The 18796-nt window shown below is 73.0% G+C and carries 18 protein-coding genes; 9 read left to right on the plus strand and 9 right to left on the minus strand.

Going from position 1 to position 18796, the window contains the following annotated elements; all coding sequences use genetic code 11:
* Window positions 1-8 precede the first annotated feature (8 nt).
* The gene (locus tag ACFYX0_RS21450; protein WP_388972252.1) at window positions 9-623 is read left to right on the plus strand and encodes a TetR/AcrR family transcriptional regulator C-terminal ligand-binding domain-containing protein; all 615 of its coding nucleotides are present in this window, start codon (window positions 9-11) and stop codon (window positions 621-623) included.
* 109 nt (window positions 624-732) lie between these two features.
* On the plus strand, window positions 733-1890 hold the full coding sequence (locus tag ACFYX0_RS21455) for an ROK family transcriptional regulator (protein ID WP_355908218.1): 1158 nt from the start codon (window positions 733-735) through the stop codon (window positions 1888-1890).
* Between the two features lie 139 nt (window positions 1891-2029).
* Here the strand turns inward: ACFYX0_RS21455 and ACFYX0_RS21460 are convergent, their stop codons facing one another.
* On the minus strand, window positions 2030-2791 hold the full coding sequence (locus tag ACFYX0_RS21460) for a GntR family transcriptional regulator (RefSeq protein WP_355908226.1): 762 nt from the start codon (window positions 2789-2791) through the stop codon (window positions 2030-2032).
* A gap of 342 nt (window positions 2792-3133) precedes the next feature.
* On the opposite strand from ACFYX0_RS21460, the gene ACFYX0_RS21465 reads away from it, so the two are divergent.
* From ACFYX0_RS21465 to ACFYX0_RS21475, 3 genes are all read left to right on the plus strand, one after another.
* Window positions 3134-3964, plus strand: coding sequence for an alpha/beta fold hydrolase (locus ACFYX0_RS21465; RefSeq protein WP_388972255.1), 831 nt, complete (start codon window positions 3134-3136; stop codon window positions 3962-3964).
* 135 nt (window positions 3965-4099) lie between these two features.
* On the plus strand, window positions 4100-5686 hold the full coding sequence (locus tag ACFYX0_RS21470; RefSeq protein ID WP_388972258.1) for an alkaline phosphatase D family protein: 1587 nt from the start codon (window positions 4100-4102) through the stop codon (window positions 5684-5686).
* Between the two features lie 284 nt (window positions 5687-5970).
* Window positions 5971-7392, plus strand: a complete 1422-nt coding sequence (locus ACFYX0_RS21475; protein WP_388972261.1) for a GNAT family N-acetyltransferase — start codon at window positions 5971-5973, stop codon at window positions 7390-7392.
* 93 nt (window positions 7393-7485) lie between these two features.
* Here the strand turns inward: ACFYX0_RS21475 and ACFYX0_RS21480 are convergent, their stop codons facing one another.
* Window positions 7486-8703: a trans-sulfuration enzyme family protein gene (locus ACFYX0_RS21480; RefSeq protein ID WP_388972266.1), complete on the minus strand. Its 1218-nt coding sequence runs from the start codon at window positions 8701-8703 to the stop codon at window positions 7486-7488.
* A 61-nt stretch (window positions 8704-8764) separates the two neighbouring features.
* On the opposite strand from ACFYX0_RS21480, the gene ACFYX0_RS21485 reads away from it, so the two are divergent.
* Both ACFYX0_RS21485 and ACFYX0_RS21490 read left to right on the plus strand, forming a co-directional pair.
* The gene (locus tag ACFYX0_RS21485) at window positions 8765-9268 is read left to right on the plus strand and encodes an Lrp/AsnC family transcriptional regulator (protein WP_311691339.1); all 504 of its coding nucleotides are present in this window, start codon (window positions 8765-8767) and stop codon (window positions 9266-9268) included.
* Between the two features lie 54 nt (window positions 9269-9322).
* Window positions 9323-11017, plus strand: coding sequence for a DUF885 domain-containing protein (locus ACFYX0_RS21490; RefSeq protein WP_388972269.1), 1695 nt, complete (start codon window positions 9323-9325; stop codon window positions 11015-11017).
* A gap of 52 nt (window positions 11018-11069) precedes the next feature.
* Here the strand turns inward: ACFYX0_RS21490 and ACFYX0_RS21495 are convergent, their stop codons facing one another.
* The gene (locus ACFYX0_RS21495) at window positions 11070-11531 is read right to left on the minus strand and encodes a rhodanese-like domain-containing protein (RefSeq protein WP_388972273.1); all 462 of its coding nucleotides are present in this window, start codon (window positions 11529-11531) and stop codon (window positions 11070-11072) included.
* A gap of 124 nt (window positions 11532-11655) precedes the next feature.
* On the opposite strand from ACFYX0_RS21495, the gene ACFYX0_RS21500 reads away from it, so the two are divergent.
* Window positions 11656-12102, plus strand: a complete 447-nt coding sequence (locus tag ACFYX0_RS21500; protein WP_355908245.1) for an Lrp/AsnC family transcriptional regulator — start codon at window positions 11656-11658, stop codon at window positions 12100-12102.
* A gap of 21 nt (window positions 12103-12123) precedes the next feature.
* Here the strand turns inward: ACFYX0_RS21500 and ACFYX0_RS21505 are convergent, their stop codons facing one another.
* The 6 genes from ACFYX0_RS21505 to ACFYX0_RS21530 all read right to left on the minus strand — a co-directional run bounded on the left by ACFYX0_RS21505 (window position 12124) and on the right by ACFYX0_RS21530 (window position 18536).
* The gene (locus ACFYX0_RS21505) at window positions 12124-15117 is read right to left on the minus strand and encodes an AAA family ATPase (RefSeq protein WP_388972276.1); all 2994 of its coding nucleotides are present in this window, start codon (window positions 15115-15117) and stop codon (window positions 12124-12126) included.
* Between the two features lie 28 nt (window positions 15118-15145).
* Complete coding sequence (locus tag ACFYX0_RS21510) at window positions 15146-16303, minus strand: exonuclease SbcCD subunit D (protein WP_388972280.1); 1158 nt, start codon at window positions 16301-16303, stop codon at window positions 15146-15148.
* Between the two features lie 275 nt (window positions 16304-16578).
* Window positions 16579-16875 carry a carboxymuconolactone decarboxylase family protein gene (locus tag ACFYX0_RS21515; protein WP_388972283.1) on the minus strand — a complete coding sequence of 99 codons (297 nt, stop codon included), beginning with the start codon at window positions 16873-16875 and terminating at the stop codon, window positions 16579-16581.
* The gene (locus ACFYX0_RS21520; RefSeq protein WP_388972286.1) at window positions 16847-17047 is read right to left on the minus strand and encodes a hypothetical protein; all 201 of its coding nucleotides are present in this window, start codon (window positions 17045-17047) and stop codon (window positions 16847-16849) included. The genes ACFYX0_RS21515 and ACFYX0_RS21520 overlap by 29 nt, the downstream gene beginning before the upstream one ends.
* A complete protein-coding gene (locus ACFYX0_RS21525) occupies window positions 17044-17466 on the minus strand; it encodes a DUF6917 domain-containing protein (protein WP_388972288.1) in 423 nt (140 codons plus the stop codon). Before ACFYX0_RS21525 ends, ACFYX0_RS21520 begins: the two co-directional genes overlap by 4 nt.
* On the minus strand, window positions 17466-18536 hold the full coding sequence (locus tag ACFYX0_RS21530; protein WP_388972289.1) for an Ldh family oxidoreductase: 1071 nt from the start codon (window positions 18534-18536) through the stop codon (window positions 17466-17468). The genes ACFYX0_RS21525 and ACFYX0_RS21530 overlap by 1 nt, the downstream gene beginning before the upstream one ends.
* On the opposite strand from ACFYX0_RS21530, the gene ACFYX0_RS21535 reads away from it, so the two are divergent.
* On the plus strand, window positions 18529-18789 hold the full coding sequence (locus ACFYX0_RS21535) for a hypothetical protein (protein WP_388972292.1): 261 nt from the start codon (window positions 18529-18531) through the stop codon (window positions 18787-18789). The two genes, ACFYX0_RS21530 and ACFYX0_RS21535, sit on opposite strands and share 8 nt — an antisense overlap.
* Window positions 18790-18796: the final 7 nt, after the last annotated feature.

An 18796-nucleotide genomic window follows, 5' to 3' on the forward strand; every position in this document is an offset into this window, starting at 1 on the left:
GACAGAGGATGCCGGAGTCATCGGAGCAGGAGGGGGCCTCACGGGTGCGGCGCGGCCGGGGGCGGCGGCCCGCGGCCGAGGTGCGCGCCGACGCCCTGGAGGCGGCGGGTGCCCTGCTGCTGGAGGGGGGCATGGGCCCGTTCACCATCGAGGCGGTCGCGGACAAGGCCGGTGTCAGCAAGACGACGATCTACAAGTGGTGGCCGTCCAAGGGGGCGCTCGCCCTCGACGGCTATTTCCACGCCGTCGAGTCCGCGCTGACCTTCCCCGACAGCGGCGACATCGAGGCCGATCTCACCGCGCAACTCCGTGCGTTCGTCCATGTCGTCACCCGGACCCCTGCCGGGCGGGTGATCGCCGAACTCATCGGCCAGGCGCAGACCGACCCCGATCTGGCCGCCGCCCTGCTGAAGCGCTACTCCGGCCCACGGCGGGAGTTGGCCGTGGAGACGATGCTACGGGCCCGGTCGCGCGGCCAACTGCGCGCCGACGTCGACCCCGAGGTGCTGGTCGACCAGCTCTGGGGTGCCTGCTACCACCGTCTGCTGATGCCCAACCTGCCCCTCACCGAGGAGTTCGCGGTGAGCCTGGTCGCGAACCTCATGCACGGCGTCAGGGGCTGAACCGCCGGCCGGTGGTTCCCGTTCCGCTCTGTTGCCGCCCGGCCCTCGCGGGTGAGTGCGGTGCCGAGTACGATCCGCCCAACACGCGCACGAGCTGGGAGGACGGACGTTGGGGCGGCTGACCGGCGGGGACCCCTCTCTGCTCAGAAGGATCAACTCCGCGGTGGTGCTGCACGCGCTGCGCGCCACGGACTGCGCGACGCTCACCGAGATCACCACGGTGACCGGGCTGTCCCGGCCGACCGTCGAGGGTGTGGTCGAGGGACTGATCGAGGCCGGACTCGTGGTGGAGCAGGCCGCCGAGGAGGGTGCGACCCGCCGACAGGGGCGGCCCGCGCGGAGGTTCAGGTTCCGGGCGGAGGCGGGCCATCTGCTGGGCCTGGACGTCGGCGCCCACCGGGTGACCGCCCTCCTCGCCGATCTCGACGGGCGGGAGCTGGGCTCGCTGTCCAAGGAGATCTCCGAGTCGGCGCCGGCGGACGAACGTCTGGACCGGCTGCGGGGCACGGTCGCCGAACTGCTGCGCCGCGCGGGCGTGGCACGCGACTCCCTGCGCGCGGTGGGCGTCGCCAGCCCCGGAATCGTGGAGGCGGACGGCACCGTGCGGCTGGGCACAGCCCTGCCGGAGTGGACGGGGCTGAGGCTGGGCGAACGGCTCGGCCGCTCCTTCAAGTGCCCGGTCCTCGTCGAGAACGACGCCAACGCGGCGGCCGTGGCCGAGCACTGGAAAGGGGCGGCCACCGAGTCGGACGACGTCGTCTTCGTGCTGGCGGGGCTGAGTCCCGGCGCCGGCGCGCTGATCGGCGGACGGCTGCATCGTGGCTACGGCGGGGCTGCGGGGGAGATCGGCGCCCTGCATCTGCTGGGCCGCGAGGCGGCTCCGGAGAAGCTGTTGTCGACCACCGACGAACCGCTGCAACCGCTGGACGAACAGCAGGTCGCCGACGTCTTCGCGCTCGCCCGGGAGGGCGACCAGCGGGCCCGCGCCGCCGTGGACCGGTTCATCCAGCGGCTGGTGCACGATGTGGCCGCCCTCGCCCTGGCCCTCGATCCCGAACTCGTCGTCATCGGCGGCTGGGCGGCGGGCCTGGACGGTGTACTGGATCCGCTGCGCCGGGAGCTGGACCGCTACTGTCTGCGCCCGCCGAAGGTGACCCTGTCACGGCTCGGCGAGGCCGCGGTGGCGACGGGGGCGCTGCGGCTGGCCCTGGACCATGTGGAGGAGCAACTGTTCGCCGTGGAGGGCACCGTCACGGCGCGACGCTGAACCGGACGGGGCGGGTCCGACGGCGTAGGCGCACGGTACGCGCCGGACGCGGGCCCGGCCCGTCGGCGTACGCACCCCAGGCGCGCACAAAGCGTCGCGCCCCGGATTCCCGGGGCGCGACGGACAGGGCTCTGGGTGATCAGGAGGCGCGGCGCTCCGGATCGTGGTGGATCTCGACATGGCCCGAGGCGCCGAAGGTCAGCCGGCAGGTGTCGGCGCGGTATGTGGCGAGCGAAACCGCCGCCGTGCGGCCGCCGGCGTAGTAGCGGGTGGTGACGACGAGGACGGGCGCGCCGGGCAGCCGGTCCAGCTCCTTGGCGTCCTCGGCACTGGCCGAGCCCAGCTCGACGGACTGGTCCTGGTCCTCCAGCCCGAGGTGCTGCAGCTCGCGCAGCACGGCACGCGCGCGTGCCGCACCGGAGGGCGAGTCGATCGCGGAGAGGTCCGGCACCGAGGAGTCCGGGATGTAGAGCAGCTCGGCGGCGACAGGCTGGCCGTGGGTCATCCGGGAGCGCCGCACGGTGTGCACCTGCTCGTCCCGGTCGGTCTCCAGAAGTTCGGCCACGGCGGCGGGCGGGGCCGCGCTCGCGCAGTCGACGGGCTGCCAGGCGTCCCCGGCGGCGCCCGGCCACTGGTGCCGCTCGGCGCCGACCGCGACCCCCACGCGCGGCGGGGCGACGGTCGTACCGACTCCGCGGCGGCGCTGGAGGCGCCCTTCCAGTTCGAGCTGTTCGAGTGCCTGCCGGAGCGTGGCACGAGCGACGCCGAAGCGGGCCGCGAGATCGCGTTCGTTGGGCAGGATCTCGCCCACCGAGAACTCGGAGTCGAGTGCCTCGGTGAGCACGGTCTTGAGATGCCGGTACTTAGGTTCCGGCACCGATTCCAGCTGCGTGGTCCCCACCCTGTCCTCCGCAATCGCCGTGGTGCGACGGCGTTTTAGCGCCCTTGTTTATTAAAGGTTGTTGCACTTCTCTGCGACCATAGGGCGGCCCCCACCCTTGGTCAATACCAATCCTCGATCCCTTACGCGGCACAGGAACGCGATGCCGCGGGGCGTTCACGCGGCGTTCGCGGTGCGCGACACGGACGACATGAGGGCGAACCCTTTCGTCCACGAATGTTCATGTGCGGAAACTTTGCGTTCCGGGCCGGATGCGACCACGGGCTACCGACCGGTAGCACTTGCTGACAAGCTGTCTACGAACAGCGATCATCAGCGTGTCCCCAGACGAGGAGCAGCAGCATGGCCGCCACGGTCTCCTTCAGCCTCCCCTCCCCGCACGGCCCGCGGACCGTCACCCTCTCGTACGCGCGCGTGGGCACCGGCGAACCGCTTCTGCTGCTCCACGGCATCGGCCATCACCGCCAGGCCTGGGACCCGGTCGTGGACATTCTGGCCACCGAGCGCGACGTGATCGCGGTGGACCTCCCCGGTTTCGGCGCGTCCCCGGCCCTGCCGGACGGACTCGCCTACGACCTGTCGACCGTGGTGCCCGCGCTCGGCGCGCTGTGCACGGCGCTGGAGCTCGGCCGTCCGCATGTGGCGGGCAACTCCTTGGGCGGTCTGCTGGCCCTGGAACTGGGCCGCACGAACCTCGTACGGTCCGTCACCGCACTCTCGCCCGCCGGGTTCTGGTCCCCGGCCGAGCGGCGGTACGCGTTCACGGTCCTCCTCGCGATGCGCCGGGCCGCGCGGAACATACCGGTGCCGGTGGTGGAGCGGCTGTCGCGCACGGCGGCCGGGCGCACGGTGCTGACGAGCACCATCTACGCCCGCCCCGGCCGCCGTTCACCCGAGGCCGTCGTCGCCGAGACGCTCGCGCTGGCCCGCGCCGAGGGGTTCGCCGACACCCTCCGAGGGGGCTCCTCCGTGCAGTTCGCGGAGGACCTGCCCGGGCTGCCCGTCACCGTGGCATGGGGCACCCGGGACCGGATCCTGATGCGCCGTCAGGGCGTCCGGGCCAAGCAGATCATCCCCAAGGCCCGCCTGGTGCGACTGCCCGGCTGCGGACATGTGCCGATGAACGACGATCCGGCGCTGGTCGCGCGGGTCATCCTGGACGGCAGCCGCTGAGCGTGTGGTGACACGGGGCTCGTGGCGCCTGTGTCACCCCGGCCGGTTGTTCACTTCCGGTTTCCGTGTGCGCTGCGGCGCACCAGTAGGTGTGACAGTGCCCATTGGCAGGAACCGTCCACCGGAGGCGCCTTCATGTCACACCGTCCCTTCCCCGGCCGCCGCAGCGTGCTGCGCGGCTCGCTGGCCGCGTCGGCGGCCCTCGCCCTGCCCCCCACGCTCGGCGCGGCACCCGCGTTCTCCCTGTCGGAGCGTCCGAAGGCGGGGTGGGGAGTCCAGGCCGGAGACGTGACCGCCCACTCCGGTCTCGTCTGGGTGCGTTCCGACCGCCCCGCCCGGATGATCGTCGAGACCTCGGCGACCGAGTCGTTCCGCAATCCGCACAGATGGCAGGGCCCGCTGCTCGGCGCGGACACGGACTTCACCGGCACCACACGGCTGCACGGGCTGCCGGCCGGCGAACAGATCCACTACCGCGTGCTGCTGGCCGACCCGCACGACCCGCGGCGCACCGGCGAACCCGTCACGGGCACCTTCCGCACGACCCCGCTCGGCCGACGCCGCGGGGTCCGCTTCCTGTGGTCGGGCGACCTGGCGGGCCAGGGCTGGGGCATCAACCCGGACCGCGGCGGCTACCGGATCTACGACGCGATGGCGAAGCTCGACCCGGACTTCTTCCTGTGCAGCGGCGACAACATCTACGCCGACGGGCCGATCTCGGCGACCCAGGCCCTGCCCGACGGCAGCACCTGGCGCAACATCACCACCGAGGAGAAGTCCAAGGTGGCCGAGACGCTGGCCGAGTACCGCGGCAACTTCCGCTACAACCTGCTGGACGAGAACCTCAGGCGGTTCAACGCCCAGGTCCCGTCGATCATCCAGTGGGACGACCACGAGGTCCGCAACAACTGGTACCCCGGCGAGGTGATCGCCTCCTCCGACACCCGCTACACCGAGAAGAGCATCGACGTGCTCGCCGCCCGCGCCCGGCGTGCGTTCAGCGAGTACTTCCCGGTCTCGACGCTGGAGCCGGGCGACCGCGACGGCCGGGTGTACCGGGTCATGCGGCACGGTCCACTGCTGGACGTCTTCGTCCTCGACATGCGCACCTACCGCAACGCCAACTCGGCAGACGACCAGACCGTGGACCCGCAGGGCATCCTCGGCGCCGAGCAGCTGGAGTGGCTCAAGCGGGAGCTCGCCCGCTCGCGCGCGGTGTGGAAGGTCATCGCCGCGGACATGCCGCTCGGCCTGGTCGTGCCGGACCCCATGGAGAACCTGCCCAACTTCGAGGCGGTCGCACAGGGCGACCCGGGCGTGCCGCTCGGGCGGGAGCTGCAGATCGCCGAGCTGCTGCGGTTCATCAAGCACCGGCGGATCACGGGCACGCTGTGGCTGACGGCCGATGTGCACCACACCTCGGCGCAGCACTACCACCCCTCGCGCGCCGCGTTCACCGACTTCGAGCCGTTCTGGGAGTTCGTCTCCGGACCGCTCAACGCCGGTGCGTTCCCGGCCAGCGCACTCGACAACACGTTCGGCCCGGATCGGGTTTTCGTGAAGGCGCCGACCGGCTCGAACGTCTCCCCCGCGGGCGGCTACCAGTTCTTCGGCGAGGTCGACATCGACGGTGGCAGCGGGGAGTTGACGGTCCGGCTGCGGGAGCAGGACGGGACCGTGCTGTTCACACGGGTGCTGCAGCCGGGGCGGGTCGGGCAGTAGTCCGGCGGCGCTCCCCTGTCTCTGCTGAACTCACCTGCTCCGCCGAGCGGTTGAGAGCCGCGCGGAGGGCTCGCGTGGTCCTCCGCAGGCGGCCGGCTCGCGTACCCTCGATCACTGTGCCGCGCACCGGAGTCATCCCCCGGTGCGCGGCGGCAGGTGCCGGTGGCACGCAAAAGCTTCGTCAAAAAACAACAAAAAGGACAGAAGCACACTTTACCCGTCAGACACAAAGCGTTTGTGATCACGCAACACCCTTCCTCCACAGTGGTTGCATGACTCCTGACATGTCTGATGTGACGCGTGCTAAGCACGGTCGCCCGGTCCACCACTGGCGACGGGACCTGATCGAGCTGGCCGCCCTGTTCACGGCGGTGGCGGTCGCGGACGTGACCGCCGATCTGATCGGGCACGGCCCCGACGGCCCCGCCCTGCTGGGACTCTCGGCCGTGGCCCTGGTCGCGACGGCCGGTTTCCACATCTGGTGGTCACGCCGCCACGGTCACGCACCCCCGACGAGTGATACCGGCGCCCGGCCGCCCGGCGACGAGCGGCAGGCCGGGCCGTCCGAGCGCGACGCGGCCGCCGGGACGACCGCGCTGTGGCGGATGCGGACCACGGTGAAGGACGAGCCGGGCACCCTGGCCGCGCTGTGCACGGCGCTGGCCGGGCAACGGATCGACATCCTGAGCCTGCAGACGCATCCCCTGGCCGAGGGCACGGTGGACGAGTTCCTGGTGCGGGCCCCGGCCGAGCTGGAGGCGAGCGAGATCACACGGGCCGTGTCGCTCTCCGGAGGCTTCGAGACCTGGATCGAGCGGGCCGACGCGCACGACCTCGTGGACGCTCCCACCCGGGTACTGAGCCTGGCCACGCGCACCGCGCTGGACGCGGCCGAACTCCCGCTAGCGCTCCGGAAGTTGCTCGGCCGCTGCACCATCCGCTCGCTGCCCGCCCGCTCCCCCGGCTCAGGGCGTCCGGAGGCGGACGCTCCCGTCGAGGGGGCCCTGGAGGACACGGTGATGCGGCTGCGGGCGCCGGAGGGCGGGGTGATCATGGTGGAGCGGCCTTATCTGCCGTTCACGCCGACGGAGTTCGCGCGGGCGCGGGCGCTGGTCGAGCTGGATGCCCGGCTCGGTCCGCGCATCCCCCGCAGCCAGGACGTACTGACCCTGCCGAAGGGCAGCGCGATCACCGTGCGGCGGGCCGACACCTCCGACGTCGAAGCGGCGAAGGACATGCACGACCGTTGCTCGCCGCGCACCCTGAGCATGCGGTATCACGGCCCCGTCAGCGACGCGGACCGCTATCTCAACCACCTGCTCAGCCCCCGCTTCGGCCGCACGCTCGCGGTGCAGACGCCGGCTGGGCGCATCGTCGGCCTCGGGCATCTGCTGTGGGACGGCGACGAGACGGAGGTGGCCCTGCTCGTCGAGGACGAGTGGCAGCGGCGCGGCATCGGCAGCGAACTCCTCGGCCGTCTGGTGACGATGGCGGTGGAGGCGGGCTGCGAGAGCGTCTACGCGGTCACGCAGGCGTCGAACACGGGCATGGTCGCCGCTATGCGCGGCCTCGGGCTGCCCCTCGACTACCGGATCGAGGAGGGCGTCCTCGTCATCACGGCCCGCCTGGAGGCGACTCCGGTGGCGTCGAGGCTGCCCTACGACCACGCCTACGAGCAGCACGGCGCGAAGGGCGCCCAGGACTGAGGTCGCGCGCACGGCGTACGGCACAGGGAACGGCCCGGCGCAGTCCGCCGGGCCGTTCGGCTTCCCCGGGACCCCGGGCGAAGGGCGGGCCCGCTACCGCCCCGCGACCTCTTCCGTCCGCCGCTCGCCGGCGGTCGACACGGCCCCGAGCGCCCCGTCGAGATCGGTCCACAGGTCCTCGACGTCCTCCAGGCCCACCGACAGCCGCAGCAGCCGGTCGCTCACCCCGGCGCCCTGGCGGTCGGGCTCGTCGACGACGCGGTGGCTGATCGACGCCGGGTGCTGGATGAGGGTGTCGACGCTGCCGAGGCTCACCGCGGGGGTGATCAGCCGGACCCCGCCGATCACCGCGTGCGGATCGCCGTGCACCTCGAAGGCGATCATCGCGCCGCCGATGCGCGGGTAGTGCACTCGGGCGACGCGGGGATCGGCGGCGAGCCGGCCGGCGAGTTCGGCGGCGGTGGCGGACGCGGCCCGGACCCGTATCGGCAGCGTCGACAGACCCCGCAGCAGCAGATAGCCGGCGAGCGGATGCAGCACCGCGCCCGTCGCGAAGCGCACCTGGCGCAGCCGGCGCGCCAGTTCCTCGTCGCAGGCCACCACGCCGCCCATCACATCGCCGTGGCCGCCGAGGTACTTGGTGGCGCTGTGCAGCACCAGCCGGGCGCCGTGCTCGGCGGGGCGCTGCAGCACGGGCGTCGCGAAGGTGTTGTCCACCAGCAGCGGGACCGAGCCGCAGGCGTGGGCGATCGCGCGCAGGTCGACCTCGGCGAGCGTCGGGTTGGCCGGCGACTCGACCATGACGAGACCGGTGTCGGGGCGCAACGCCGCCGCGATGCCCGCCGGGTCGGTCCAGGTCACCTCCGAGCCCAGCAGTCCGGCGTTCAGCAGATGGTCGCTGCATCCGTACAGCGGTCGTACGGCCACCACATGGCGCAGCCCGAGGGCGTTCCGCGCCAGCAGCACGGCGCTCAGCGCGGCCATCCCGCTGGCGAACGCGACCGCGCTCTCGGTGCCCTCCAGCCGGGCGAGCGCGGTCTCGAAGCGGGCGACGGTCGGGTTGCCGAGCCGCGCGTAGACGGGCGGGCCGGTCAGCTCCCCGCCGTCGGCCGCGAAGGCGTCGATCCGGGCCGCCTCCCCACGGCTGTCGTAGGAGGGGTAGGTGGTGGAGAGGTCGATGGGCGCGGCGTGCAGCCCCTGACCGACGAGGTCCTCGCGCCCGGCGTGCACGGCCTCGGTGGCCAGTGCCCGGAGGCCTGGCAGGTCGCCGACGGGGAATCGATTCTGCGTGTCCTGAGAACGGGCATCCATGGGCCCGCAGCCTGAACACCGCACGGGGTCGTGGCGGCGAAACCCGTGTTACGTTCGGCACATGGCCGAATCTGTCGTACTGGACCCGGTGGATCTCCACCTTCTGCGCCTGTTGCAGAACGACGCCCGGACGACCTACCGCGATCTGGCGGCCCAGGTGGGCGTGGCTCCCTCGACCTGTCTGGACCGGGTGACCCGGCTACGCCGTTCGGGTGTGATTCTCGGCCATCAGCTGCGGCTGGACCCGGCGAAGCTGGGCCGCGGACTCGAAGCGCTGTTGTCGGTGCAGGTCAGACCGCACCGACGGGAACTGGTGGGACCCTTCGTGGAGCGGATCCGGGCGTTGCCCGAGTCCCGTACGGTCTTCCATCTCACCGGACCCGACGACTATCTGGTGCATGTCGCGGTGGCGGACATGGCCGATCTCCAGCGCCTGGTTCTGGACGAGTTCACGGCCCGGCGCGAAGTGGCGCGGGTGGAGACCCGGCTGATCTTCCAGCAGTGGGACTGCGGTCCGCTGCTGCCACCCGGCCAGACCGCGCCGAAACCCGCTGAGCAGGCGTAAGCCGAGCGCGGAAACCCCGTGACGTGGACCACGTCACCGTAGAGGATGGTCCGCATGTCAGACACCACCAGGAGACTTCTGCCCCGGGAGGTCGCCGACGCCTATGTCGACGACCTCGTCGCCCTCGACCCGGTCACCGGCACCTACCTCGGTGTGAAGGAAAGCGCGAGCAGGCTGCCCGACACCTCGCCCGCGGGACAGGAAGCGCTCGCCGGGCTGGCACGGGCGACCCTCGCCCGGCTCGACGAGGCGGAGCGCCTACCCGGCGCGGACAGTGACATCGAGCGCCGGTGTGCGCGGCTGCTGCGCGAGCGGCTGACCGCGGAGCTCGCGGTTCACGAGGCGGACGAGGGCCTCAGGACGGTGGGCAATCTGCACACCCCGGTGCACTCCGTGCGTGATGTCTTCACGATCACCCCCACCGCGACCGAGGAGGACTGGGCCGCGGTGACCGAGCGGCTGCGGGCCGTACCGGCCGCCCTGCGCGGCTACCGCGAGTCCCTCGCCCTCGGTCTGGAGCGCAAGCTGCACGCCGGCCCGCGCGCGACCGCCACGTTCGTCGAGCAGCTCACCCAGTGGTCGGACGTGGACGGCGAGGGCCACGGCTGGTTCGAGGACTTCGCCTCGTCCGGGCCGGCCTCGCTGCGTACGGAGCTGGACGAGGCCGCGCGCGCGGCCGGCGCGGCCGTCGTCGAACTGCGGGACTGGATGCGCGATGTGTACGCGCCCGCGGTCGAGGGCGCCCCGGAGACGGTCGGCCGTGAGCGCTACGCCCGCTGGTCCCGCTACTTCAACGGCACCGACCTGGACCTCGACGAGGCCTACGCGTACGGCTGGTCCGAGTACCACCGCATTCTCGGCGAGATGAAGAAGGAGGCCGAGAAGATCCTGCCCGGCGCCGAGACGCCGTGGGTGGCGCTCGCCCACCTCGACGAGCACGGCGCCCATGTCGATGGTGTCGACGAGACCCGCACCTGGCTCCAGGGTCTGATGGACGAGGCGATCGAGGCGCTGGACGGCACGCACTTCGAACTCGCGGAGCGGGTGCGGAAGGTGGAGTCGTGCATCGCGCCGCCCGGCAGCGCCGCGGCGCCGTACTACACGGCGCCGTCCGCCGACTTCTCCCGCCCGGGCCGGACCTGGCTGCCGACGATGGGGCAGACCCGGTTCCCGGTGTACGACCTGGTCTCGACCTGGTACCACGAGGGCGTGCCCGGCCACCACCTCCAGCTCGCCCAGTGGGCGCACGTGGCGGAGGACCTCTCCCGCTACCAGGCGACGGTGGGCGGGGTGAGCGCCAACATGGAGGGCTGGGCCCTGTACGCCGAGCGCCTCATGGACGAGCTGGGCTTCCTCACGGATCCGGAGCAGCGGCTCGGGTATCTGGACGCGCAGATGATGCGGGCGGTCCGCGTGATCATCGACATCGGCATGCATCTGGAGCTGGAGATCCCGGCGGATTCGCCGTTCCATCCGGGCGAGCGCTGGACGCCGGAGCTGGCGCAGGAGTTCTTCGGCGCGCACAGCAGCCGGCCGGCCGACTTCGTGGAGAGCGAGCTGATCCGCTACCTCTGCATGCCCGGCCAGGCGACCGGCTACAAGCTCGGCGAGCGCGCCTGGCTGCTGGGCCGCGAGAACGCCAGGAAGCGCCACGGCGAGGCGTTCGACGCCAAGGCCTGGCACATGGCGGCGCTCTCGCAGGGCTCCCTGGGCCTGGACGATCTGGTGGACGAGCTGTCCCGGCTCTGACCCACTCGCGCGCGGCCGGGCCCACGCCACCGGCGGGGGCCCGGCGGTCGGGTCAGCAGCCGCAGTCGTCCGCGGCGGCCGCGGGTCCGGCTGCTCCCTGACCGGTGTCGTAGGCGAGACCCTCGCGCACCCAGTACTCGAACCCGCCGAGCATCTCCTTGACCTGGAAGCCCAGTTCGGCGAGGGCGAGGGCCGCCCGTGCCGCGCCGTTGCAGCTCGGGCCCCAGCAGTACGTGACGACCGGCACGGACCTGTCCAGCAGCTGCCCGGCCCGCTCGGGGACGAGCGCGGTCGGCAGATGGACCGCGCCGGGGACATGGCCCTGGTCCCACGCCTGCGTCGAGCGCGAGTCGAGGACGACGAAACCGGGGTCGCCGCCCGCAGACAGCGCAGCGGCGACGTCGGCCACATCGGTGTGGAAGGCGAGACTCGCCCGGAAGTGGGCGGCGGCGGTGGCCGGGTCGGCCGGGGCGACGCCCAGGACGGGGTTGACGGCTGCGGGGCTGGTGGTCATGGGTGTGCCCTTCTCTCGCGGATCTCGGCGCGTCATGAATCTATGGCCGTCGACCGGCGGTCTGAAGGAGCGATCCCCGGCACACCCCTTGATCTGCCGGGGATTCCCCTGCTATCTCTCCGTGATGACCGCGTATTCCCCGGACGCCACCGACTGGCGCATCCTCGACGTCCTGCAGCGCGAGGGCCGGGCCAGCTATGCCGAACTGGCCCGTGCCGTCTCCATGTCCGCGAGCGCGGTCACCGAACGGGTGCGCCGGCTTGAGGAGGCGGGCGTCATCAAGGGGTATGCGGCGGTGGTCGACCCCGAGCGCCTGGGCCTGTCGATCCTCGCGTTCGTCCGCCTGCGCTACCCGAACGGCAACTACCGTCCGTTCCACGATCTCGTGGCCACGACCCCGGAGATCCTGGAGGCGCACCACGTCACCGGGGACGACTGTTTCGTCATCAAGGTCGCGGCACGCTCGATGCGCCACCTCGAGGAGGTGTCGGGCCGGATCGGCGCGCTGGGTTCGGTGACGACGAGTGTCGTCTACTCCTCACCTCTCCCCCAGCGTCCCCTCGGCAACTGACCGGCTCCCTCCGAACCCGCCTCAGCCGGCTCCCCGCTGCCGTACGGCCGAGCCCGTTCTGCCCTTGACTATCTCCAGCTGCGCGTGGATGCGCCGCCGCAGATCCCCGACATGGCTCACGATGCCCACGCTGCGGTCCCGCTCCCGCAGGGAGTCCAGCACGTCGAGGACCTCGTCGAGGGTCTGGTCGTCGAGACTGCCGAAGCCCTCGTCGATGAAGAGGGTGTCGAGCCGGACCCCGCCGGCCTCGTCGGTGACGACGTCCGCGAGGCCCAGGGCGAGGGCGAGGGAGGCGAAGAACGTCTCCCCGCCGGAGAGCGTCGCGGTGTCCCGCTCCCGCCCCGTCCACGCGTCGACGACATGCAGTCCGAGACCGCTGCGGCCGCGTCCGGAGCGGTCGTCGGAGTGGACGAGGGTGTAGCGGCCGGAGGACATGCGCTGCAACCGCGCGGTCGCGGCGGCCGCCACCTGTTCGAGACGGGCGGCGAGCACATACGACTCCAGCCGCATCCTGCGTTCGTTGTCGGCGGAGGTGCCGGCCGTCAGGGACGCCAGCCGGGCCACCCGGTCGTACTCCTCGCGCAGCGGCGCGAGCCGCCGTACGGACGCGGTGGCGCGCGTCGACAGCCGGTCGAGTTCGGCGCAGCGGCTCATCGCCGCGTCCAGTGCGGAGACCGCCTCCTGGAGGCGCCGGGCCGCGGCATCGCCGGCCCGTTCGGCGGCGGCGAGATCGGCGGGCGGCTGCTGCGCGGCGGCCGTGGTGTCGGCCTCGGCCAGCACCGCGCGCACGGCGGCCTGTTCCTGCTGCCAGGCGTCCAGCCGTCGCTGCAGATCGCGGTGGGCCGTGTCGTCCAGGAGTGCGGCGGCCGCGGCCTGCGGGGTGTCGAACCCGGCGCGGAAGGCCGCGTCGGCCAGGCGCGCGTCGGCCTCCTTGAGCCGTTGTGCGGCGTCCTGAGCGGCGCGGGCGGCGTCGGCCGCGTCGGTGAGCAGGGCGGCCCGGCGTTCCAGCTGCGCCGAACGCGCGGCCACACTCACGGCGTCGCCCCGAGCCTGGGCCAACTCCTCCTCCAGCGCGAGGCGTTCCCTCTCCAGAGCCTCCCTGCGGGATGTCCGGGCCGCCCCGCGCACATCGGCTTCCTGGCGGGCCGCGGTCCGTCGCTCCCGCTCGTGCTCGGCCCGGCGCAGGTCCTCCTGCGCCGCATGCAGCCGGGTGGCGCCGTCGCGGGCCATGCCGTAGAGCCGCTCCACGTCCTGCGCCCGGGCGGCCAGTTCGGCGGTCGGCTCCTCACCGGCCTCGGCGGTGGCGGCGGCCAGCGCCTCGCGTACGGCGCCGAGCCGCCGCTCGTCCTCGGCGCGCTGCTCCTCGGCGTGGCGATGCGCGGCGAGGGCTTGCTCCTCCGCCTCCCGGTCGACGTGTCCGGCGACCTTCCGCGCGGGCGCGGGGTGGTCGGTCGCTCCGCACACGGCGCAGGGTTCGCCGTCCAGGAGTCCGGCGGCGAGTTCGGCGGCGATGCCCTTGAGGCGCTGCTCCTTGAGGTCGAGCCAGTGCTCATGGGCCGTGAGCGCGCGTTCCCGGGCAGCCAGGGCACGGGCCTGGGCGGCGTCGGCGTCCCGGGTCAGCCGGTCCCGCTCGCGAGCCGCCGCCAGCCGCTTGCGCGCGGGCTCGCGCTGCACGGCGAGCTGCTCGGCCCGGGCCGCGTCCTCCTGGGCGGAGTCGATCCGGGCCTGCAAGCCCGTGCGGGTCTCCTCCCATTCGGCGAGCCAGTCCCCGGCGTCCTGGAGGACGGCCTCGTCGGCTCGCTCCTCGCGGTCCAGATCCGCCCGCTCCGCGGTGATGGCGGCCAGCCGCCGCTCGGCACGGCGGGCCGACTCCAGGCCGCCCAGCTCCTCGGCGGCACGGCGGGCGGCGGCGGCGAGACCGGCCGCTCCGGCGTCCGCGAACGTCTCCGGGAGCACGGCACGCGTGCGTGCCTCCTCGGCGGCGGCCCCGCGGTGCTCGGTCTCGGCGGACTCCCGCAGATCGAGGGCGGGCCCGACGGCCTCGGCCTTCCGGGAGCGCTCCATGCGTCCCTGCGCCTCCCGGTGGGCGTCGGCCCGCTGTTCGAGCAGGGCCGCGCGCTCCCGGGCCTCGGCGAACCGGCGCTGGAGCCGCGCCCGTTCGCGTACGTCGTCGAGAACGCGCTCGGTGGCGGAACGCGCCGACTCCGCGGCCGTCCGCGTGCTCTGCGCGATCGTGAGCCGCTCCCGGGCGGTGCTCCGCGCGACGGCGGCCCAGCCGAGGACGGCGGTGGCGAGTCCCGGGTCGCCCGGTTGCAGGTCCGGCAGGGGCAGGGGGTCGCCCGCGGCCTGCTGCATCCGGTGCGCGTCGGCGAGCAGTGCCGCGTCCCCCTCGCGCACCTCGGCCTCGGTGGCCCGGCGCCGCTCGGCGAGGCGTTTTTCGACCTCGGCGAAGCGGCGGGTGTCGAAGAGGCGGCCCAGCAGTTTGCCGCGGGCCTCGGCGTCGGCGCGCAGAAAACGGGCGAAGTCGCCCTGCGGCAACAGCACGACCTGGCAGAACTGTTCACGGCTCATGCCGAGCAGCTGGGTGATCTCCTCGCCGATCTCCTGGTGGGAGCGGCTGAGGTCCTTCCAGGCGCCATGGGTGGCGTCGTACTCGCGCAGCCAGGTCTGTGCCTTGTCGGTCGTCGTGCCGGTGCCGCGCTTCTTGGGGCGCTCCCACGGGGGCTGCCGGGTGATCTCCAACCGGCGTCCGGCGACGGTGAGTTCGAGCCGGACCTCCGTGCGGGTGCCCGGCGCCGCGTGGTCGCTGCGCAGCGTGAGGCCCTGGCCGCTCTGCCGGGCGCCGGGCACGGCCCCGTACAGCGCGTAGCACACGGCGTCCAGGACCGAGGTCTTGCCCGCGCCCGTGGGTCCGTGAAGGAGGAACAGCCCGGCGGCGGACAGCGCGTCGAAGTCGACACGCTGGGTGCCGCCGAAGGGGCCGAACGCGGTGATGTCGAGCCGGTGCAGCCTCACAGGGCGCCCTCCGTGTCCCGGGCGTGCGTCACGCGATCTCCCGGACGGTGTCGTCGGCGCGGACCGCGTCGAACGCGTCCTGGAGCACGGCCCGTTCGTGTGCGTCGGGTCGCGCTCCGCGCACATGGGCCACGAAGTCCTCCGCGATCTGCTGGTCGGAGCGGCCCGCCAGCCGCCGCGCGTATGACGCGGCGGGGTCCTCGGGGGGGCGCTCGGGGTCGAAGACGAGGCTGAGCGTGTGCGGGAAGCGCCCGGCCAGCCGGGCCATCGGCTCGGCGGGCCGTACCGGGTCGGTGAGCGTGGCCTCCAGCCAGGCCTCCTCGTGGCGCTCCAGCTCCGGATCCACGAGGAGGTCCTCGAGTCTCCCCCGGATCCGGGCGAGGGGGCGCGGCACCGGGCAGTCGACACGGTCCGCCGTGAGGGAGCCGTCGGCTCCGAGGTCGACGAGCCACATGCTCTTGCGGTGGCCTGCCTCCGAGAAGGAGTACGGCAGCGGGGAGCCGGAGTAGCGCACGCGCTCGGTGATGGTCTGGCTGCCGTGCAGATGGCCCAGGGCCGCGTAGTCCACCCCGGCGAAGACGCCCGCGGGCACCGCGGCGACCCCGCCGACCGTGATGTCCCGCTCGCTGTCGCTGGGCTCGCCGCCGGTGACGAAGGCGTGCGCGAGGACGACGGAGCGGGTGCCGGGCGGACGCATGGCGAGGTCGGCGCGGACCCGGTTCATGGCGGCCGCGAGCACCGCCTCGTGGCCCGCCTTGGTGCTGAACTCGTCCTTGACCAGGGCAGGTTCCAAATACGGCAGGCCGTAGAAGGCGACGGCCCCGTAGGTGTCGGCGAGCATGACGGGGGTGCCGCAGGCGGCGGGCTCGGTGCGCAGATGGACGCCCGCGCGGCCGAGGAGACCGGCGCCGACGCCGAGGCGGCGCGCCGAGTCGTGGTTCCCGGAGATCATCACCGTGGGCACGCCCAGGTCGGCGAGCCGGTGCAGGGCCCCGTCGAACAGCTCGACCGCGGCCAGGGGCGGCACCGCCCGGTCGTACACGTCCCCCGACACGACCACGGCGTCCACGCCGCGCTCGCGCACGGTCGCGACGAGGTGGTCGATGAACGCGGCTTGGGCGTCGAGCATGTTCACGCGGTGGAAGGCCCGGCCCAGATGCCAGTCGGACGTGTGCAGCAATCTCAAGAAACCGCTCCGACCCGCACGTCTCCCCCTGGAAAGCCTCAAGAACCAGCACCGACCAGCATGGGCTCACGGTCAGCACCCACCACGCTAACGCCTGCCGCCCCCTGAGCCACCACGACCCCGACTACTCACCCTTATTCATCCCTAAATCGTCGGAAATGTCCATGATTTTCCGGCCGCACCGAGGGCCGTCTGCTCAGCAGACGGCCGCTCAGCGTGTGATGCCGTGGCGGAGGGCACCGACAGCCCGGGTCTCCCGCCGGGCCGATACCGCGTCAGGAGGATGCCGTTCGCCTGCCCATGCCCGTGGCGACGGCCATCCGGTTCCAGACGTTGGTCGCCGCGGCGGTCCACAGAAGGTGGGTGAGGGCGGTGTCGTCGAACCATGCTGCCGCCTCCGCGTAGACGGCATCGGATACGCCTGCCTCGGGCAGCAGGGTCAGGGCCTCGCAGAGCACGAGCGCGGCCCGCTCGGCCCGGGTGAACAGCGCCGACTCTCGCCAGGTGGGCAGCGCGTACAGTCGCCGTTCGGTCTCACCGGCCTCACGCGCCGCGCGGGCGTGCAGGTCCACGCAGTACGCGCAGCCGTTGATCTGTGACACCCGGACCCGGACCAGGTCGGCGAGCGTCGAGGTGCGCCGCGGCCGCCTGCTGGAAGGATGCCATGGCGTGGAAGACGTCCGGTGCGGTGGCCACCGCGTCGACCCGGTCGACTGCCGGGGTGTCGGTGAGAGCAGGGGTCATCGGGTCTCCTTGAGGTCGTGGGCGTGGAGGGGAGCGGCGCCACCCGGCTCGCGTGGCCCGGACTGCGCGATCACGCCGGCGGGGACGAACCGCACCTCTGCCTCCGGGCGCAGGGCGAGGTCGATGCCGGTCACCGGTTCGGGAGCGGAAATCAGGATGTTGTAGTGATTGGGGAAGTGACAGGAGTCGAAACCGAGGAGGGTGCCGACCAGCCGGTCGCCGATCCAGACCTGGTCGCCCCGGTCGAGGACGCCGGCGCAGCCGATCTCCGCGAAGCCGAGGAAGCCGACCCGGTCCACCCGGGTTCCGGGCGCGGTCTCGCGCCGGTCGGTGGTCACCAGCTCGTGGACCTCGCCGTCGCGCAGGTAGAACCGGGAGATGGCGCCGAGTCCGACGACCGCGATCCGCCGCGCCCGCATCACCGCTCTCCCGTGCCCGCCGGGGAGGGCAGGCCGAGCGCGTCGGCGAGTCCGGCCAGCTCGCTGTGGACCGGCGCCTCCAGCAGTACGCCGTGCTCACGGCGGCGAAGGGCCCGCTCCGCCTCCGGCCAGCCGGGATAGCGCACCGGGTGGTCGCCGTCGGCGGGCGGACAGGCCAGCACGGTGCCGAACAGCTGCTCGGCGTCACGGGCGACGGCCTCCGGCCCGCGCAGCAGTGCGGGCGCGATCGCCACCATCAGCATGCCGATGTCGTCGTCACGGCCGGACGGGCGGCCGTCGGCGGGCAGCGCCTCGTCCGCAGGGCCGAATCCGGACCCGGCGACCAGGGCGGAGAGGACCTCCACCATCAGCCCGAGTCCGAATCCTTTGAACGCGCTGTTCGCCGCGCCCAGCCAGAGCAGGTGTGCCTCGCCCCGGTCGAAGGCCGCCGGATCGGTCACGTCCCGGCCGCTCTCGTCGGCGAGCCACCCGGGCGGGATCTGCTGCCCGATACGGGCCGCCGCCCGCACCCGCCCGGTCGGCACCGCGGTGGTGCTCATGTCGAGTACGAACGGCGGGTGCGCGCCGGCCGGGGCGGCCACGCTCAGCGGGTTGGTGCCGAGCAGCGCCACCCGGCCGCCCGGAGGGCGCGCAATGCGCTGCCGGCCGCAGTTGGACGACACCAGGCCGACCATGCCGCGCTCGGCGGCGCGCCTGGCGTGGTAGCCGGCACAGCCGAAGTGCGTGCCCCTGCGCACCGAGACCAGGCCGACCCCGAACCGGGCCGCCCGCTCGATCGCCAGGTCCATGGCCTCGCTCGCCTGCCAGGGACCCTCCAGCCGGTCCGGCGCGGTCGGCCCGGCCTGGTCATGGCCCGTACCAGGGCGATGTGCGCCGACTACGTCGGCGAACCGGAGCGGCTGCGGGCCAAGTCGACCGGCGGCTGGTTCGCCACCGGGGACCTCGGCGTCGCCACCCGTTCCGGCCGGCTGCTTCTGCCCGATCGCCTTCGCCTCGCCGTACGCGTCCCCGAACCTGCTGGAGCGGTCCGACGACGAGATCGTGTCCACGGTCGGCGCGCAGGCCGAGAGGTACCTTCCGGGGCTGACCGAGGCGACGCGTACGGCCTTCGTGGTCCGCTGGCCGCTGGGCCTGCCGGAGGCGACACCGGCCGCGCTGCGTTTGCGGCAGGCGTTCCTGGAGCGGCCTGTGCGCCGGGTCGACTACGCCGGTGACTGGGTGATGCTCCGGCCCAACAGCGAGGCCGCGATCCGCTCGGCCGGGATCGCCGCTGACCGCGTCCTCATGGCCGACGGGGGATGAGGGGGGC

The sequence above is a fragment of the Streptomyces sp. NPDC002573 genome, from assembly GCF_042889625.1.
GTDB lineage: Bacteria > Actinomycetota > Actinomycetes > Streptomycetales > Streptomycetaceae > Streptomyces > Streptomyces gibsoniae.

Excerpts from the sequence above, each read along its gene's own strand:
- ACFYX0_RS21475 (WP_388972261.1), top strand. The coding sequence starts at position 5,971 with ATGTCTGATGTGACGCGTGCTAAGCACGGTCGCCCGGTCCACCACTGG.
- ACFYX0_RS21450 (WP_388972252.1), top strand. The coding sequence starts at position 9 with ATGCCGGAGTCATCGGAGCAGGAGGGGGCCTCACGGGTGCGGCGCGGC.
- ACFYX0_RS21495 (WP_388972273.1), bottom strand. The coding sequence starts at position 11,531 with ATGACCACCAGCCCCGCAGCCGTCAACCCCGTCCTGGGCGTCGCCCCG.
- ACFYX0_RS21485 (WP_311691339.1), top strand. The coding sequence starts at position 8,765 with ATGGCCGAATCTGTCGTACTGGACCCGGTGGATCTCCACCTTCTGCGC.
- ACFYX0_RS21465 (WP_388972255.1), top strand. The coding sequence starts at position 3,134 with ATGGCCGCCACGGTCTCCTTCAGCCTCCCCTCCCCGCACGGCCCGCGG.
- ACFYX0_RS21470 (WP_388972258.1), top strand. The coding sequence starts at position 4,100 with ATGTCACACCGTCCCTTCCCCGGCCGCCGCAGCGTGCTGCGCGGCTCG.
- ACFYX0_RS21500 (WP_355908245.1), top strand. The coding sequence starts at position 11,656 with ATGACCGCGTATTCCCCGGACGCCACCGACTGGCGCATCCTCGACGTC.
- ACFYX0_RS21520 (WP_388972286.1), bottom strand. The coding sequence starts at position 17,047 with ATGACCCCTGCTCTCACCGACACCCCGGCAGTCGACCGGGTCGACGCG.
- ACFYX0_RS21480 (WP_388972266.1), bottom strand. The coding sequence starts at position 8,703 with ATGGATGCCCGTTCTCAGGACACGCAGAATCGATTCCCCGTCGGCGAC.
- ACFYX0_RS21490 (WP_388972269.1), top strand. The coding sequence starts at position 9,323 with ATGTCAGACACCACCAGGAGACTTCTGCCCCGGGAGGTCGCCGACGCC.
- ACFYX0_RS21525 (WP_388972288.1), bottom strand. The coding sequence starts at position 17,466 with ATGCGGGCGCGGCGGATCGCGGTCGTCGGACTCGGCGCCATCTCCCGG.